This is a genomic window from Ruegeria lacuscaerulensis (assembly GCF_013034685.1).
Taxonomy (GTDB): Bacteria; Pseudomonadota; Alphaproteobacteria; order Rhodobacterales; family Rhodobacteraceae; genus Ruegeria; species Ruegeria lacuscaerulensis_B.
This window is the reverse complement of the sequence record NZ_WQGO01000003.1, coordinates 182,822-198,705: the sequence shown is the minus strand read 5'-3', so window position 1 is coordinate 198,705 and position 15,884 is coordinate 182,822. Positions and strand designations below refer to the sequence as shown.

The 15,884-nt window shown below is 57.9% G+C and carries 15 protein-coding genes; 4 read left to right on the top strand and 11 right to left on the bottom strand.

Annotated features, from left to right (window positions below):
- Window positions 1-2: 2 nt before the first annotated feature.
- From GOV80_RS08645 to scpA, 6 genes are all read right to left on the bottom strand, one after another.
- On the bottom strand, window positions 3-374 hold the full coding sequence (locus tag GOV80_RS08645; RefSeq protein WP_170784032.1) for a hypothetical protein: 372 nt from the start codon (window positions 372-374) through the stop codon (window positions 3-5).
- Between the two features lie 37 nt (window positions 375-411).
- Window positions 412-1,401 carry an endonuclease/exonuclease/phosphatase family protein gene (locus tag GOV80_RS08640; protein WP_170784030.1) on the bottom strand — a complete coding sequence of 330 codons (990 nt, stop codon included), beginning with the start codon at window positions 1,399-1,401 and terminating at the stop codon, window positions 412-414.
- A 5-nt stretch (window positions 1,402-1,406) separates the two neighbouring features.
- The gene (locus GOV80_RS08635) at window positions 1,407-2,087 is read right to left on the bottom strand and encodes a molecular chaperone DjiA (protein WP_170769158.1); all 681 of its coding nucleotides are present in this window, start codon (window positions 2,085-2,087) and stop codon (window positions 1,407-1,409) included.
- A 45-nt stretch (window positions 2,088-2,132) separates the two neighbouring features.
- Window positions 2,133-2,621 carry a GNAT family N-acetyltransferase gene (locus GOV80_RS08630; protein ID WP_170769157.1) on the bottom strand — a complete coding sequence of 163 codons (489 nt, stop codon included), beginning with the start codon at window positions 2,619-2,621 and terminating at the stop codon, window positions 2,133-2,135.
- Complete coding sequence (locus GOV80_RS08625; RefSeq protein ID WP_170784028.1) at window positions 2,618-3,220, bottom strand: VOC family protein; 603 nt, start codon at window positions 3,218-3,220, stop codon at window positions 2,618-2,620. The genes GOV80_RS08630 and GOV80_RS08625 overlap by 4 nt, the downstream gene beginning before the upstream one ends.
- Window positions 3,221-3,290: 70 nt before the next feature.
- Window positions 3,291-5,417 (bottom strand): methylmalonyl-CoA mutase, encoded by a 2,127-nt coding sequence (gene scpA, locus GOV80_RS08620; RefSeq protein WP_170784026.1) that lies wholly within the window; start codon window positions 5,415-5,417, stop codon window positions 3,291-3,293.
- 168 nt (window positions 5,418-5,585) lie between these two features.
- On the opposite strand from scpA, the gene GOV80_RS08615 reads away from it, so the two are divergent.
- Complete coding sequence (locus GOV80_RS08615) at window positions 5,586-6,032, top strand: DUF4174 domain-containing protein (RefSeq protein ID WP_170784024.1); 447 nt, start codon at window positions 5,586-5,588, stop codon at window positions 6,030-6,032.
- A gap of 76 nt (window positions 6,033-6,108) precedes the next feature.
- Here the strand turns inward: GOV80_RS08615 and GOV80_RS08610 are convergent, their stop codons facing one another.
- The gene (locus GOV80_RS08610) at window positions 6,109-8,154 is read right to left on the bottom strand and encodes an acetyl-CoA carboxylase biotin carboxylase subunit (protein WP_170784022.1); all 2,046 of its coding nucleotides are present in this window, start codon (window positions 8,152-8,154) and stop codon (window positions 6,109-6,111) included.
- A 114-nt stretch (window positions 8,155-8,268) separates the two neighbouring features.
- Complete coding sequence (locus GOV80_RS08605; protein ID WP_170769152.1) at window positions 8,269-8,472, bottom strand: hypothetical protein; 204 nt, start codon at window positions 8,470-8,472, stop codon at window positions 8,269-8,271.
- A gap of 650 nt (window positions 8,473-9,122) precedes the next feature.
- Between GOV80_RS08605 and GOV80_RS08600 the strand changes: the two genes are divergently transcribed.
- Complete coding sequence (locus GOV80_RS08600; RefSeq protein WP_170769151.1) at window positions 9,123-10,280, top strand: DcaP family trimeric outer membrane transporter; 1,158 nt, start codon at window positions 9,123-9,125, stop codon at window positions 10,278-10,280.
- Window positions 10,281-10,369: 89 nt separating this feature from the next.
- Here GOV80_RS08600 and GOV80_RS08595 read toward each other — a convergent pair whose 3' ends face one another.
- From GOV80_RS08595 to GOV80_RS08585, 3 genes are all read right to left on the bottom strand, one after another.
- The gene (locus GOV80_RS08595; protein WP_170769150.1) at window positions 10,370-10,723 is read right to left on the bottom strand and encodes a hypothetical protein; all 354 of its coding nucleotides are present in this window, start codon (window positions 10,721-10,723) and stop codon (window positions 10,370-10,372) included.
- Between the two features lie 136 nt (window positions 10,724-10,859).
- Window positions 10,860-11,219, bottom strand: coding sequence for a DUF6497 family protein (locus GOV80_RS08590; RefSeq protein ID WP_174819314.1), 360 nt, complete (start codon window positions 11,217-11,219; stop codon window positions 10,860-10,862).
- 238 nt (window positions 11,220-11,457) lie between these two features.
- A complete protein-coding gene (locus GOV80_RS08585) occupies window positions 11,458-12,990 on the bottom strand; it encodes an acyl-CoA carboxylase subunit beta (RefSeq protein ID WP_170784020.1) in 1,533 nt (510 codons plus the stop codon).
- A 183-nt stretch (window positions 12,991-13,173) separates the two neighbouring features.
- On the opposite strand from GOV80_RS08585, the gene GOV80_RS08580 reads away from it, so the two are divergent.
- Both GOV80_RS08580 and GOV80_RS08575 read left to right on the top strand, forming a co-directional pair.
- On the top strand, window positions 13,174-14,379 hold the full coding sequence (locus tag GOV80_RS08580) for a multidrug effflux MFS transporter (RefSeq protein ID WP_170784018.1): 1,206 nt from the start codon (window positions 13,174-13,176) through the stop codon (window positions 14,377-14,379).
- A gap of 65 nt (window positions 14,380-14,444) precedes the next feature.
- On the top strand, window positions 14,445-15,845 hold the full coding sequence (locus GOV80_RS08575; RefSeq protein ID WP_170769147.1) for a helix-turn-helix domain-containing protein: 1,401 nt from the start codon (window positions 14,445-14,447) through the stop codon (window positions 15,843-15,845).
- The last annotated feature ends 39 nt before the right edge of the window (window positions 15,846-15,884 follow it).

Genomic DNA, 15,884 nt, shown 5'->3' with positions numbered 1-15,884 from the left:
CCTCAGATATCAATCTCACCTTCGGGTGCCTCGGGTGGCGTCTGCGGCGCAACTTCCGGGGGTTCCGGTTTTTTGCGGATGATGATGTCCCCATTGGGCAAGATTTCAGGCACCTCATAGGCGCTCCAATCCTCGATCTCGGCAGCCAGATCGCCCAAAGCCGGACCCATTTCGGCCATAAAGGACTGCATTGCCGGCCCAAACTGGTCGGCCAGCCCTAGCAATTCATCCAACGCCGGTTCCATTTCCTTCCGCAATCCTTCAAAGAACAATTCAGCGCCCTGCTCCATCAGTGATGGGCCGGGCTCGTCCTCGGCAAGAACAGGCGTGCTGAGCGCCGTGGAAATTGCGCAGATCGTGATGAAATGTCTCATGGTGAGAATATAAGGCGAAAATACCGCGCATGTAAGGTCACAGGTCGATATCCAACGTGACCGGAAAGTGGTCAGAGGCCGTAAGAAGCGCGTCGTGTAACTCCTTTGCGGCCAAACATGCCGGGTCATGGAACGGATGCCAAATCCGCCAGCGCGGGTTGAGCGCCCGCAAACCATCGCTGATCATGATGTAGTCCAGCAGGGCCTCAAGAAAACCGCCATCGGCCGGCCGCGCGAAACGGGCCGTTGACGGTGGCGTTTCTGTGTGGGCCGAAACCGCATGGGGATCAAACAATCCCGTTTGCACCAGAATCTCGACCGAGGATCGCCCGAACAGGTTTTCGAATTCGTCCAGTCCCGGCCCGTCGTTGAGATCGCCCAACAGAATGACCGGCTCATTCGCCTCAAGATGCGCCCGAACGCGCCGCGACAGCCACACTGCCTGCGCCAGCTGTTTGCGCCGGTTGGCAATCGATATGCGGATCGCTTCGTCCCGGCTACTTGCTCCGTGGGGGGCTTTGGATTTGAGATGCGCGCCAATAAGGCGAAAACTGGCTCCATCGGACGTCGTCACCGCAAGCTCCATCGGCGGTTTTGAGAACTCGACAAGGTCTTCGGTGGCGTCAATGTCGAGATCAATTCGGAACGCCCCATCAAAACGAGGGGCATCATTTGACCCGGTCCCTTTTGGGTCATGACGAACCGTCAGCACCGCAGGATCATAGAGCAGCGCCAGTTCCTGATGCGTATCGTTGGCAAATCCCATCACCGCATGGCTGGTGCGTAGATTAAACGCCTCTGCAAACCCTTGCAGGGCGCGCACGCTGTTCTGAGTTTTGCCGGTATTTGGCGCCTCGACAATCAACATCGCATCCGCGTCGACCGCAGTCAGGACCTTAGCGATGGCTTCGACCTGTTGAGCTTTGGTAATATTTTGCCTGCCAGACCAACTGTCATCAACAATCAGCCTGTCCTTGCGGTCAAACAGATTGGCGAACCATTCGATATTGTAGGTCGCCAGCCGCATCTCGGTCAGGCTCGCGCGCCGTTGATCTCATCCCAGGCGCGGTTGATGTCGATCATCTTTTTCTCCGCCAACCGGATCGCCTCTTCCGGGACACCACGCGCCATCATCGCATCGGGATGGGTTTCGCGCACCAATTGACGCCAAATCTTGCGGATATCTGGCAAAGGCATATCCCGAGGCACCCCCAGCACCGTGTAAGGGTCATTCGGCGCATCCGGTACAAACCGCGCGCGCAGGGCCAGAAACTGAGCTTCGGTCTGACCGAAAATCCGGCTGACCTCCTCCAGGAACTCGTTTTCGTTGGGGTGATAGAACCCGTCGGCCATGGCGATGTGAAACAGCCCCTCCATCAGGTCGCAGAAGGTGGTGCTGTCATCGGCGAACATCCCGGCGATCTTGCGGGCGTATTCCTGATAGCCGGCAACATCGGTCCGGGCCATGTCGAAAACGCGGGCCGCGTCGGCTTCGTCCTCGCGTGCGATTTGAAAGACGTCGCGAAAGGCCGTGACCTCATCCCGCGTTACCTGACCATCGGCCTTGGCCATCTTGGCCCCGAGCGCGATAACAGCGATCGTAAACGCGACCGAACGCTCTGGCGGCGTGCGCAGCTTTTCGAAAACAGCCGTAAGGCTTTCGCCTTGGGCAAGCGCGCTGAGCGCGTCGGATATGCGGGTCCAGATCGACATGAGGGCACCCTACCCTCTGAATTCGCCCGTGTCAGGTGCGACCAATCACTGCGGTGTCAGAATTTTCTGCATCAGCACAAGATCCAGCCGTTTTCCCCATTTGAAGCCCACCTCGGGCATCCGACCGGTCTCGGCGAACCCCATCGCCGTATGGAACGCCATCGCACCAGGATTGGCCGAGGAAATCCCCGCGACCAGAACATGCACCTGTTGGGTTCTTGCTACTTTTTCCAAAGCATTCATCAGCGCGCGCCCGACACCCTGCCCGCGCGCGGCAGAGGTCAGTTGAATGGAATGCTCGCGGCACTGCGCGTATCCGGGACCAGACCGAAACGGAGCGTAAGTGGCAAAACCCAGCACCTTGTCGTGTTGCTCGGCCACCAAGAAAGCGGGGCCACGCCCGGAGATATCTTCTGTGATGCTCTCGACGTTCCTTTGATCCGTTGTGAAGGTGATCAAAGTGTCTCGGATGATCGCATTAGTGATGTCAGCTATGGCCGCGGCGTCCAAAACCTGCGCAGGGCGAATGATCATTCCAGCACGCGCAGGCCATGCGGCGTCTCAAACTCGGCCTTCAGCGCGGCGGGGCCGGTATCAAACACCACGCGATCCATTTGGCCCACCAGTTTTGCAAGTTCCAACCCTTCGGGATGCATGACCACCAACCGCCTCAGCTGACAACCACTATGTTGCAACATCCGGGCTGGGTGCAGGTCTCCCTGCCACTGGATAAGCGCAGGAAACAGGTTGTCGAACGGCAAACGCCCGCTGGGCGGAACTGCCATCTGCCACCGCAGGGCGCCTCGGGCCAGATCAATGGGTTGCCCGACACCATCGGGGAACATATCCAGTGCCGCTCCGATACTGGGGACGCGGCAAATCCAATTGGACAGGCGCGGGGTTCCCTGAAACCGGTCCAGATCGAACCAACGTGTACGTTCAAGGTTGGGAGCATCGGGATCGACAGCGATTGCTTCCAGATACAGCCCTTCGGCCAAGCCTAGTAGCCGGTTATGCGTTCCAAACGCCTCGTGTTTGCCACCTTCCTGCAGGGCGACGCCAAGCGCTCGTTCAATATAGGCCGTGGCCTCTTCCAAACTCTCGCCCGCCACGGCCAGATGATCCAGTTGCATAGGTGCCCCCTGCTAGAAAGTCTTCATCGAAGACTTTCTAGCATAAGATTTTTCGACGAAAAATCTCAGTCTACGCACGGGTCTCGCCGATCAGACTCAAGATGTCTTGCGCCGCCTCGGGGATATTCGTGCCCGGACCAAAGATCGCCTTAACACCGTTGTCATAGAGGAATTGATAGTCCTGCTGCGGGATCACGCCGCCACAAATAACGATGATGTCCTCGGCCCCGGCTTTCTTCAGTTCCTCGACCAGTTGCGGGGCCAGCGTCTTGTGCCCGGCGGCCTGCGACGAGATACCGACCACATGAACGTCATTGTCCACCGCGTCCTGCGCAGCTTCGGCCGGCGTCTGGAACAGAGGGCCCACGTCCACGTCAAACCCGATATCGGCAAAGGCGGTTGCGATCACTTTGGCACCCCGGTCGTGCCCGTCCTGCCCCATCTTGACCACCAGCAAACGCGGGCGGCGGCCTTCAGCCTCGGCAAAATCTTCGATGGATTTTTGAATGGCGGCGAAGCCTTCATCACCTTCATAGGCCGCGCCATAGACACCGGCCAGCGTCTTTACTTCGGCGCGGTGGCGGCCGAATTCTTTCTCCATAGCCATACTGATCTCTCCTACGGATGCACGGGCGCGGGCGGCCTCAACGGCGGCGGCCAGCAGGTTTCCGCCCTCTTGGGCAGCTTTGGTCAGGGCGTCCAGCGCCTGTTGGCACGCGGCCTCATCGCGCGTGGCGCGGATATTTTCCAAACGCGCCACCTGCGCTTCGCGCACAGCGACGTTGTCAACGTCCAGAATGTCGATCGGGTCTTCCTGCTCCTTGCGGTACTTGTTGACGCCGACGATGACCTCTTCGCCCCGGTCGATCATCGCCTGACGGCGTGCCGCGCTTTCCTCGATCCGCAGCTTGGGCATGCCCGAAGCGACGGCCTTGGTCATACCGCCCATTTCTTCGACCTCTTCCATCAGGGCCCAGGCTTTTTCGACCAGCTCATTGGTCAGGCTCTCGATGTAATATGAGCCCGCAAGTGGATCGACCACATCGGTTACACCGGTCTCTTCCTGCAGCACCAACTGTGTGTTGCGCGCGATGCGAGCCGAGAAATCAGTGGGCAATGCGATTGCCTCGTCCAGCGCGTTAGTGTGCAAGCTTTGCGTGCCACCCAGAACCGCGCTCATAGCCTCATACGCCGTGCGGATCACGTTGTTATAGGGGTCCTGTTCTTGCAACGACACTCCCGAGGTCTGACAATGGGTGCGAAGCATCTTGGACCGCTCGGATTTCGCACCGAAACCGGTCATCACGCGGTGCCAAATGGTGCGTGCCGCGCGCAGTTTGGCGATCTCCATGAAAAAGTTCATGCCAATGGCGAAGAAGAAGGACAAACGGCCTGCGAACTTGTCGACATCCATCCCGGCCTGTGTCGCCGCACGCACATACTCGCGCCCGTCGGCCAGCGTATAGGCCAGCTCTTGCACGAGGTTCGCGCCAGCCTCTTGCATGTGATAGCCCGAGATCGAGATCGAGTTGAACTTGGGCATCTCGTTCGAGGTATAATCGATAATGTCCGAGATGATCTTCATCGACGGTTCAGGCGGATAGATATAGGTGTTGCGCACCATGAACTCTTTCAGAATGTCGTTCTGAATGGTGCCGGACAGGACCGATTTGTCATGCCCCTGCTCTTCGCCCGCCACAATGAAACTGGCCAGAATCGGGATGACCGCGCCGTTCATGGTCATCGAGACTGAAACCTTGTCCAAAGGGATGCCGTCGAACAGGATTTTCATGTCCTCGACACTGTCGATGGCCACACCGGCCTTGCCCACATCGCCGACAACGCGCGGGTGGTCGCTGTCATAGCCGCGGTGTGTGGCCAGATCGAAGGCCACGGACACGCCCTGTTGGCCGGCGGCCAGATTGCGGCGGTAGAAGGCGTTCGATTCCTCAGCTGTTGAAAAACCGGCATATTGGCGGATCGTCCAAGGGCGCCCCGCATACATGGTGGCTTTCACCCCGCGCGTGAACGGGCCGAACCCCGGCAAATTGCCCATATGCGGCAGATCTGCGGTATCTTCAGCCGTGTAAAGCGGTTTGACGTCGATGCCTTCCAGCGTCTCTTTGGTCAGATCATCCAACGGCCGTCCGCGCAACTCTTTTTCCGCCAGCGCCTGCCAGTCCTTGGTGTTGGTCATGTCGATTTCCTCTCGTCAATTCGGATCACGGCGGGCTGAGGCCACCGCGGTGTTGTGCTGCACCCTGCCCCGCCAAGCCGGTCAAAGCGCGAAATTTTGAGCGATCCGGGCAAATCGCCGGTCGCATTCGTCAAAGCAGCAGCTATATTCAATGGAACAGGAGGCCCCATGACACGCACGCTTGCCCTTGTTTTCTCGGCACTAATCCCGCTGGCTGCGATGGCGGCCGATGGGTCCACACCTGCGGAAGATGAGTTTGTTCGACCCGCAGGCGACAGCGAACTGTCCGAGTTTCTGTGGGTCAACCGGCCCATCATCGTCTTTGCCGATACCCCCGCCGATCCGCGATTCCAGCAACAGATCGACATGCTGGTCGAAGGCGAAGCCGCGATGCGTGATCGCGATGTGATTGTCATCACCGACACGGACCCGTCTGACCGGTCCCCGATCCGCTCGCAATTGCGCCCGCGCGGGTTCCAGATGGTGTTTGTCGACAAGGACGGCGTGGTGAAACTGCGCAAACCGTCCCCTTGGAGCGTGCGTGAGATTGGCCGATCCATCGACAAAACCCCCCTGCGCGAACGCGAGATTCGCGAACGGCGCGAGGGCGGTTGAGCGCCTTCGCCACGCCCCAAGTTCCCGGCGCAGAACGCCGGGACGTCATAGGGATATGACAATAGCGCGCTCATGATCATTCGAACTCGATGATCACATCGTCCACGGCAAGGCTGTCACCAGGGCCCGCGTTGATCTTGGCGACCACGCCTTTTTTCTCGGCGCGCAGAATGTTTTCCATCTTCATCGCCTCGACGGTGCACAGCGCCTGACCTTCCTGTACTTCTTGCCCCACTTCGACGTCGATCTTCACGATCAGGCCGGGCATCGGGCAGAGCAGCATTTTCGAAGTATCTGGCGGCAGTTTCTCGGGCATCAACTTGGCCAGTTCCGCCTGACGCGGACGGCGGACATGCACCTTCAGGTCTGCACCCCGGTTGCGGATACGGAACCCACCCGAAATTTTGCCGACCTTCATGACCAGCGACTCTCCGTCGACATCCAAAACAGCCAGTTGGTCGCCCGGTGTCCAATCCGAGGCAATCCGCAGGCTCGTGCCGTCCGAGAAGGCAACCGTCGCGCCCTCTTTATCCGCTTCGATCCTGACGTCGAACTCCTGACCCTGCAGCGCAACATTCCAATGCGCGCCGACCTTGCGCTCGTGGTTGTCCATACGGCCCGAGACGCGGGTGCGACGAATTTCAGCGACACGGTACATGGCCGCGCAAGACGCTGCGATACGGCGCAGGTCTTCTTCTGGCAGGGTGACGCCTTCAAAACCGTCGGGATATTCTTCGGCGATGAAAGCGGTGGTCATGTCGCCACTGATGAATTTGGGATGATCCATCACCGCTGACAGGAATGGCAGGTTGTGACCAATGCCCTCGACCTCGAAACTGTCGAGCGCCACACGCATCGCCTCGATCGCTTGATCACGAGTCGGGGCCCAGGTGCACAGTTTGGCGATCATCGGGTCGTAGTACATGCTGATCTCGCCACCTTCATAGACGCCGGTATCATTACGCACTGCCCACGCCCCTTGGGGTGCATCCCCCTGCCATTTACCGTTCACCAGCATAGGGCCAGCCGCCGTTTCAGCCGGAGGACGATAACGGGTCAACCGCCCAATCGAGGGTAGGAAACCGCGATACGGGTCCTCGGCATACAGGCGGTTTTCAATGGCCCAGCCGGTCAGAGCTACGTCGTCTTGGGTGATCGACAGCTTTTCGCCTGCGGCCACGCGGATCATCTGTTCGACCAGATCGACGCCGGTGATCAACTCGGTCACAGGGTGTTCCACCTGAAGGCGGGTGTTCATCTCAAGGAAGTAGAAATTCTTTTCCCCATCCACGATGAACTCGACGGTCCCGGCGCTGGCATAGTTCACGGCCTTGGCCAATGCGACCGCCTGTTCGCCCATCGCCTTACGCGTTTCCGGGTCAAGGAACGGCGACGGGGCTTCTTCCACAACCTTCTGGTTCCGGCGTTGGATCGAGCATTCACGTTCGCCCAGATAGATACCGTTGCCGTGGCTGTCGCACAGAACCTGAATCTCGATATGGCGCGGCTGGGTCACAAATTTTTCGATGAAAATCCGGTCATCGCCAAAGGAATTCGCAGCCTCGTTCTTGGACGATTGAAAGCCCTCGCGCGCTTCTTCATCATTCCACGCGATGCGCATGCCTTTGCCACCGCCACCAGCGCTGGCCTTGATCATTACTGGATAGCCTATGTCGTTGGAAATCTTCACGGCCTCATCGGCATCCTCGATCAGGCCCATATAACCCGGCACCGTCGACACGCCCGCGTCCTGCGCGATCTTCTTCGAGGTGATCTTGTCACCCATACTTTCAATCGCACCGACCGGAGGGCCGACAAAAGCCACGCCTTCGGCCTCAAGCGCCTCGGCGAACTTGGCGTTTTCAGACAGGAAGCCGTAACCGGGATGCACGGCCTGTGCGCCGCTTTGGCGGATCGCGTCCATCACCTTGTCAATCACGATATAGGACTGGTTCGCGGGGGGCGGGCCGATATGCACGGCCTCATCCGCCATCGACACATGAAGCGCGTTGCGGTCCGCGTCCGAGTAGATGGCGACGGTGCCAATCCCCATTTTGCGCGCGGTCTTAATGACCCGACATGCGATCTCGCCCCGGTTGGCGATCAGGATCTTGTTGAACATGGAACGTCCTTTGTCTTGATGTTTGAGAAACGCAAAACGCCGCCGCGGGGCATAGACCCCACGACGGCGTTTCGCGCGATGACGGTCGAGGCGGCACGCGCCCCGTTGATTTCTTTACCTACAGTTGTTTTGCGTTTTGCAATACAAGACGTTGCCAGCGGCCCCGACGGCTGCGCCCACGATGGGGTCCGCGTTGAGAACGGCGGCACCCAGCGCCCCCGCGCCGCCGCCGAACAGCGCCTGTTCGCCAAAGTTGTCGCCGCAGGCCGACAGGCCCCCGCAGACGGCCAGCGCCAGTGCCAGTTTCGAGAATTGCATGATGTCTGCCCCTTCAGAATTTTTACTGCATTCGAACGCTGATGTCGGATTTGCGGAGTGATATTCAATAACACCAGGGAAAATTGCAGAATATGCGCAGCTTTTTGCCGTCCTAGAACCGATTCATGGACAAAGAAAAACGCGGGCAGGGTTTTGTGTAACTCACAAGCCTGCCCGCGGTAGGAAGGGGTACGGAATAGTAGGTGCATGTGCGACGCAGGCAAAGTAGAGCCGCACGGCCCGCTCAACATGCACGGTGAAGTTGCACGTGAAAACTGCGATCCACGAGGCACACGGTTTCCGGCTGGAATCTGCCCATTCCCGAAAACGCCGCGCAAATAAGCGCCTATACCGATTCTCACGCCTTCATGAAGAACTGGGCCCAAAAGCGTCACAAATTCGTTACGATTTACTATCGAAATGAGATACTTTGCAAGTGCAGCATCACTTTTCGCCACCGCAATGTGAACGTCAAAATCCCTTGTATTCCACGTTTTAAATACAGGCTTCACACGCGTGTGAAATCGAGCGTTTTTCGGAGCACTTTTTCTTGAGAAATTTACGCTCTGCAGTCCCGATCTCGTGATTTCCAAGAATTTCGCAGCCGTGGAAGGTTGCGCGTGCACACTCGCACACAAGGAAACATCCAAATGATTACAAAGAGAAAAACGGCATCTCTGCTCGCTGCCACTGCGCTCAGTGTGACTGGCACGCTTGCTTATGCCCAGGATGCGAATACGCAGGCCGAACTGGAGGAACTGCGCCTTCGGATCGAAGCCTTGGAATCTCAGGGACCGAACGCGACCCCCGGTGAATTCAGGATCGGGAATACGACGCTGGACGTCTACGGCTATGTCAAAGCCGACTTCTTTTATGACTTCGACTTTGATCAAGGCGACACCGCTTTCGTGAACGTCATCGGTGAACCTTCGACGGCAACCAGCGGCACTTTTGGTGCGACTGTTCGCCAGTCGCGGATTGGACTGCTGACCAGCACGCCCAGCGCCATTGGAGACATTGGCGGGCAGTTGGAACTTGACCTGTTTGCAGGCGGCGGTGCTGCTGAACTGCGCCTGCGTCACGCCAACATCCGCATTGGTGACGCATGGTTGATTGGCCAGTTCTGGACCAACTTCCAGCCGCTGGACACCTATCCGACCTCGGTCGAATTTAACGGTCCCGTCGGTATCGCCTTTGCCCGTGTTCCGCAGATCCGTTATACTGTCACCTCGGTCGAAAACACCGATATCGCTTTCGCAATCGAAGAAAACGTCGGCGGATCGAACTCTGATGATCCGGTCTTCACCGCGTCGGCTGAATACAATGACGGCAAATACATCGGACGCATTGCCGGCCTTTACGGTCGCGCGCAAGACGGCGGCGGCCTCAACGAAGTCGACCAGTGGGGCGTGACCCTGTCTGGTTCTGCTCGTTTGTGGGAAGGCGGTCTGTTCCAGGTCAACTACGTGACTGGTCAGGCGCTGGGTCCGTGGCTGATCGGCTTGGGTGATCCGGTCGTTGGCGGTGAAGCCAACGATGTCGACGGTTTCACCGTTGAACTGCGTCAGCAAGTCAACGACAAGTGGAACGTTGGTATCGCCTACGGTTACGAAGACTATGACCTTGCCACCTCGACTGGCGATCTGGCCTTCACCGAACTGGAGACGATCCACGTCAATGCTTTCTATCAGGCAACCGAGACTCTGACTCTGAGCGCTGAATACATCTACGGCGAGCGGAACGACGTAATCTCGGGTGAGGACTTTGACGGTAGCCGCGTTCAGGTTGCGGCGCAGTTGAACTTCTGATCGCATATCACGACCCTGCCCCCCACTGCGGGGCAGGGTTTTCCCATTGGGAAACACCCGTGAAGGATATGCGACCTCAGCAAGCACGCTTAGCGCAGTCCGTCAAAGATGTCGGGAAAGGACATCTTGGCCACATCCAGATCAATCACCAAAAGCGCATCATAGCTGGCAGGATCAAACGGGTCCTCGGCCGGAACGACCTCGCGTTCGAACAACCAGCTCAGGCGGCCGGCATCCAGATTGCCACGCTCAAATGGTTGATCCCCGAAGTGCTGCCATAGCGCCTCCATAAAACCCGCATCGGCGCGCCGGTCGGCTGGTTTACGATCCCGAAAGCGCTCGCGCCGGGTCAGGGGCGTTACCCCCTTGGGGTTGGCGCGGCGAATGGTGAATTGAAAATCTGTTCCGGCAAGGCGCCCCGGAAATCCGCGATGCTTCAGCATATCGCCACCCCGCTGGCATTAGTGCCTTCCGGGAAAAGAAAATCACATCCGTTGATGGACGAGGTCATATCGCACGCCTCCAAAGCTGCATGGCTGGTCAGAAACGCTCTGTCCGTCTGAAAATCAGCATTCATGGTCAGAGCCCCTCCCAGATACACTGCGATTGCTCCAACCGGTAGGCTTCGAAAAACTGCGTGGCATCAGGCTCGGTCTGCCCAAACTCGGTCGGCCGGTCCGACAGCGAAATCACCACGCGCGCAGGATTCAAATCGTATTCGGCGACATAGGCGACAGCCAGCGTTTGGCACAGATGTTGCATGTCCACCGAGGCGACGTCATACCCAATACGACCAACATCTGATCCGATCTTGGGCGCCACAAAGCGAAAGCGCAGCCACAGTTCGCCCGGATTTTCATCCAACAGAACTTGGGTCAGATGAACGGGTTGACCGGACGGCACGGGCAACTGAGGGGGCGTTTCAGCAACCGCAGGCAAAGTAATATTCAGGAAAAACAGAGTTAAGGCGCAATCCCGGACCCACCAAAGGTGAGCTCCTCTCTCCGGGATTGCGCGCGCATGGCTTTTGGCCCGCGCTTTTCTATTTCTGATAAGGGTATCCATGTATCAGCTTTGCACTCAGAGTCAAACTTGGCCCATTGTAAAAGTTATGTGACATTGGCCGGCAGCGCGTGAATTTCGGCGATTCATCGCGCATACCGAAACCAGCCCTCTGTTACAGAGGGATATTGTCGTGCTTTTTCCACGGGTTCTTAAGCTTCTTGTTCCGCAGGCTTGCGAAGGCGCGCGAAACACGACGTCGCGTCGATTGCGGCATGATCACCTCGTCGATGAAGCCCCGCTCGGCTGCGACAAAGGGATTGGCGAAACGATCTTCGTAATCCTGCGTGTGTTGCGCGATTTTCTCGGCATCACCCAGATCGGCGCGGTGAATGATCTCGGTCGCGCCCTTGGCACCCATCACCGCGATCTCGGCTGTGGGCCAAGCATAGTTGAAGTCGCCGCGCAGGTGTTTGGATGCCATAACGTCATAGGCCCCGCCATAGGCTTTGCGGGTAATCACCGTGACTTTTGGAACGGTGGCCTCGCCATAGGCAAACAACAGCTTTGCACCGTGCTTAATCACGCCACCATATTCCTGGCTGGTACCCGGCAAGAAGCCCGGAACATCGACCAGTGTCAGGATCGGAATTTCAAAGCAATCGCAGAACCGCACGAACCGCGCCGCCTTGCGCGAGCTGTCGATGTCCAGACACCCGGCCAGAACCATCGGCTGGTTGGCGACTACACCTACGGTCTGCCCTTCGAGGCGAATGAAACCGGTGATGATGTTTTTGGCGTAGTCTTCCTGAATTTCGTAGAAGTCGCCCTCATCCGCCACCTTGGTGATCAGTTCCTTCATGTCGTAAGGCGTGTTCGGATTGTCCGGGATCAAGGTATCCAGCGAGGTCTCGATCCGGTCGGGTTCATCAAAGAACGGGCGGACCGGAGGTTTCTCCTGGTTGTTGAGCGGCAGGAAATCGACCAGACGGCGCACTTCAGCCAGCGCCTCAACGTCGTTTTCAAATGCTCCATCAGCGACCGAGGATTTCTTGGTGTGGGTCGATGCGCCGCCCAGTTCTTCGGCGGTAACGACCTCATTGGTGACAGTCTTCACCACGTCAGGGCCAGTTACGAACATGTAGGACGTGTCTTTGACCATAAAGATGAAGTCGGTCATCGCCGGGCTGTACACTGCGCCGCCCGCGCACGGACCCATGATGACACTGATCTGCGGCACCACACCCGAAGCCATAACATTGCGCTGGAACACCTCGGCATAACCCGCCAACGAGGCGACACCTTCCTGAATACGCGCCCCACCCGAGTCGTTGATCCCGATCACCGGTGCACCGTTTTGAATCGCCATATCCATGATCTTGCAGATCTTCTGCGCATGGGTTTCAGACAAAGACCCGCCAAACACGGTAAAATCCTGGCTGAACACATAGACCATACGACCATTGATCGTGCCCCAACCGGTGACCACCCCATCGCCCGCAGGCTTTTGGTTTTCCATCCCGAAATCGGTGCAGCGATGACTGACAAACATGTCGAACTCTTCAAAGCTGTCTTCGTCGAGCAGCAGCTCTATGCGCTCGCGCGCCGTCAGCTTGCCGCGCCCATGCTGCGCGTCGATCCGCTTTTGACCACCCCCCAAGCGGGCATTGTTGCGGCGGTCTTCAAGCTCGGTCAGGATGTCTTTCATGACGATAATCCCCTATGTAATTTGGCGGGACACTATACGGACAAAGCGCCATTCCAAAGCAACTTTCGGCAAATTTGCAAAGTTTTGACTACACAGCTAAAGAATAATGCAAAATTGAAAAGTTACATACTCATGTCAAATGGTAGGTGGCATTCCCGAAATCCCAGATTATACCATTGAACCATGCAGTTCGGACCACCTCCCGCACGGCGTTCGCCTCCGTCTATCGCCACGCTGGTACTTTTATCGGGCCTGTCGGCGCTCAGCCTGAATCTTTATTTGCCCAGCCTGCCCAACATGGCCGTGCATTTCCAAACCGACTACAGGGTTATGCAGTTGTCCATCGCGCTGTACCTGATGGTCAGTGCGATCTTGCAGATTCTCATTGGCCCGATTGCGGACAAGGCCGGTCGCAGACCCGTTTTGCTGTGGGGCATGGCCCTGTTCCTGATCGTAACACTTGGCTGCATCTACGCGCCTAATGCCGAGGTCTTTCTGGCTTTTCGCATGTCGCAGGCGATTATTGTCGTAGGTATGGTCCTCAGCCGGGCAGCTGTGAGAGACCTGTATGATCAGGATCAGGCGGCGTCGATGATCGGCTATGTAACCATGGGCATGGCCGTCGTTCCGATGATCGCCCCGGCAATCGGAGGGCTGTTGGAGGAATCCTTCGGCTGGAAGGCAAATTTCTGGCTGCCTTTCGTATTGGGCACTCTGACACTGATCCTGTGTTTTAAGGATTTCGGTGAAACCTCGGCCAAAAGCGGCAAGACGCTGCTGCAACAGTTCCGCGAATACCCCGAACTCCTCACCTCGCCCCGCTTCTGGGGCTATTCGATGTCGTCCGCCCTGTCATCCGGCGCGTTTTTTGCCTATCTCGGCGGCGCACCTTTCATCGGAACCGAGATCTTCGGCATGTCCGCAGCCGAGGTCGGCGTTTATTTCGGGGCACCCGCTCTGGGCTATTTTGCCGGGAACTTCATCAGCGGGCGGTTTTCCGTCAAATTCGGTGTGAACCGGATGGTCCTGCGCGGCTGCATTCTGAACGCGTGCGGCGTGCTGATTTCCGCGCTGTTGTTCCTGATTGGACTTGGGACACCGCTCAGCTTTTTCGGCTTGATGACGATTGTGGGTATCGGAAATGGCATGACAATTCCCAATGCAACATCCGGTGCCCTGTCGGTGCGCCCGCATCTGGCGGCAACGGCGGCGGGTCTAAGCGGTGCCATCATGCTGGCAGGCGGTGCTGGTCTGAGTGCACTGGCCGGGTTCCTCCTAACCCATGAAACAGGAGCGATGCCGTTGCTTTGGCTGATGCTGATTACCGCTCTGCTTGCCGTAGGCGCGATAGTCTCTGTTATTCGGCGGGAAAGACGGATGGGTCTATAGCGGTACTTGCACAGTTATTTTTGCAAAGTTAGCTTGCCGCAACAGAAAAGTTGCAAAGGCCCGCCATGGCGACCCAGAAACTCTATGCCGGTGCGAAACTACGCGAAATGCGCACGCGCCTGACCCTGACGCAAAAAGAATTCGCTGCCAAACTTGGGGTTTCCCTGCCCTATTTGAACCAGATGGAGAACAACAACCGTCCGATTTCCACCACCGTGGTTCTGGCCTTGGCGCAGGAATTCGGCATGGACGTAACCGAGCTTAGCACTGGTGACAGCGAACGGTTGGTGTCGGATATGCGCGAGGCCCTGGCCGACCCCGTCTTTGATGATGCCACGCCACCTCTTGCCGATCTGCGGCTGGCGGCCTCAAACGCACCGGCATTGGCCCGCGCCTTCATCGCACTGCATCAAACCTACCGCCAAACCCATGAACGGCTAGCCTCACTGGACGAAGCGCTGGGGCGCGAAGACGCGCAGATTCAAGCCAGTCCCTGGGAGGAGGTTCGGGATTTCTTCCATTATTGCGACAACTATATCGACGCCGTCGACCGCGCGGCCGAGCGATTCGCTACCCGCGCACAAGACACTGGCGGCGTGCGTGCCGCCGCGATCAACAGCTTGGCCGAGCGTGACATACGCGTTCAGTTTTCCGATATCGAAGAAACGCGCAAGTATGACGCTGACAGCAAAACTCTTCTGCTGTCCTCCCGCATTGCGCCGCAAACGCAGGTTTTCCAACTCTTGCTGCAAGTAGCGCTGATTCAGCAAAACAAGCTGCTCGAGGCCACATTGGACTTCGCCAAGTTCCAGACGGAAGAGGCCCGCGCGATCGCGAAAATCGGTCTGGCGAACTATTTCGCGGGTGCGTCGCTAATGCCCTATGGCACATTTTTGGAGGCGGCGCAGGACTGTCGTCACGATCTCGAGCTGCTCAGCAACCGGTTTGGGGCGTCGATTGAACAGGTAGCGCACCGATTGTCTACCATGCAGCGGCCCGGTGCCAAAGGTATCCCTTTCTTCTTTGTCCGCGTCGATCAAGCGGGCACCATCACCAAGCGCCATTCTGCAACGCGGCTGCAATTTGCCCGGTTCGGAGGCGCCTGCCCCCTGTGGAACGTCCACCGCGCGTTCGAAACACCGGGCCATTTCCTGCGCCAACTGGCGGAGACACCAGACGGGGTTCAATATATCTCGCTGGCGCGGGATGTCTCGAAATCCGGCGGCTCATTCGGGGCCCCCGTACGTCGTTATGCCATCGCTCTGGGTTGCGAAATCCGTCACGCTGAAGCGTTGGTCTACGCAGACAATCTCGATATCAACAATGCCAGCGCTTACGAGCCTATCGGCATCTCGTGCCGAATCTGCGAGCGGCAAAACTGCCACCAACGCTCAGTCCCGCCTCTGGAAAGACGCCTCACGATTGACGCGCACACACGCGGCACCCTCCCCTACGAAGTGACCTGACCTTCTTCTGTTCAGAATACCTCGGGGGAGTCGCCGAAG

Bases quoted from the DNA above. Each gene is read 5' to 3' on its own strand.
- GOV80_RS08645 (WP_170784032.1), bottom strand. From the start codon at position 374: ATGAGACATTTCATCACGATCTGCGCAATTTCCACGGCGCTCAGCACG.
- GOV80_RS08640 (WP_170784030.1), bottom strand. From the start codon at position 1,401: ATGCGGCTGGCGACCTACAATATCGAATGGTTCGCCAATCTGTTTGAC.
- GOV80_RS08635 (WP_170769158.1), bottom strand. From the start codon at position 2,087: ATGTCGATCTGGACCCGCATATCCGACGCGCTCAGCGCGCTTGCCCAA.
- GOV80_RS08630 (WP_170769157.1), bottom strand. From the start codon at position 2,621: ATGATCATTCGCCCTGCGCAGGTTTTGGACGCCGCGGCCATAGCTGAC.
- GOV80_RS08625 (WP_170784028.1), bottom strand. From the start codon at position 3,220: ATGCAACTGGATCATCTGGCCGTGGCGGGCGAGAGTTTGGAAGAGGCC.
- scpA (WP_170784026.1), bottom strand. From the start codon at position 5,417: ATGACCAACACCAAGGACTGGCAGGCGCTGGCGGAAAAAGAGTTGCGC.
- GOV80_RS08615 (WP_170784024.1), top strand. From the start codon at position 5,586: ATGACACGCACGCTTGCCCTTGTTTTCTCGGCACTAATCCCGCTGGCT.
- GOV80_RS08610 (WP_170784022.1), bottom strand. From the start codon at position 8,154: ATGTTCAACAAGATCCTGATCGCCAACCGGGGCGAGATCGCATGTCGG.
- GOV80_RS08605 (WP_170769152.1), bottom strand. From the start codon at position 8,472: ATGCAATTCTCGAAACTGGCACTGGCGCTGGCCGTCTGCGGGGGCCTG.
- GOV80_RS08600 (WP_170769151.1), top strand. From the start codon at position 9,123: ATGATTACAAAGAGAAAAACGGCATCTCTGCTCGCTGCCACTGCGCTC.
- GOV80_RS08595 (WP_170769150.1), bottom strand. From the start codon at position 10,723: ATGCTGAAGCATCGCGGATTTCCGGGGCGCCTTGCCGGAACAGATTTT.
- GOV80_RS08585 (WP_170784020.1), bottom strand. From the start codon at position 12,990: ATGAAAGACATCCTGACCGAGCTTGAAGACCGCCGCAACAATGCCCGC.
- GOV80_RS08580 (WP_170784018.1), top strand. From the start codon at position 13,174: ATGCAGTTCGGACCACCTCCCGCACGGCGTTCGCCTCCGTCTATCGCC.
- GOV80_RS08575 (WP_170769147.1), top strand. From the start codon at position 14,445: ATGGCGACCCAGAAACTCTATGCCGGTGCGAAACTACGCGAAATGCGC.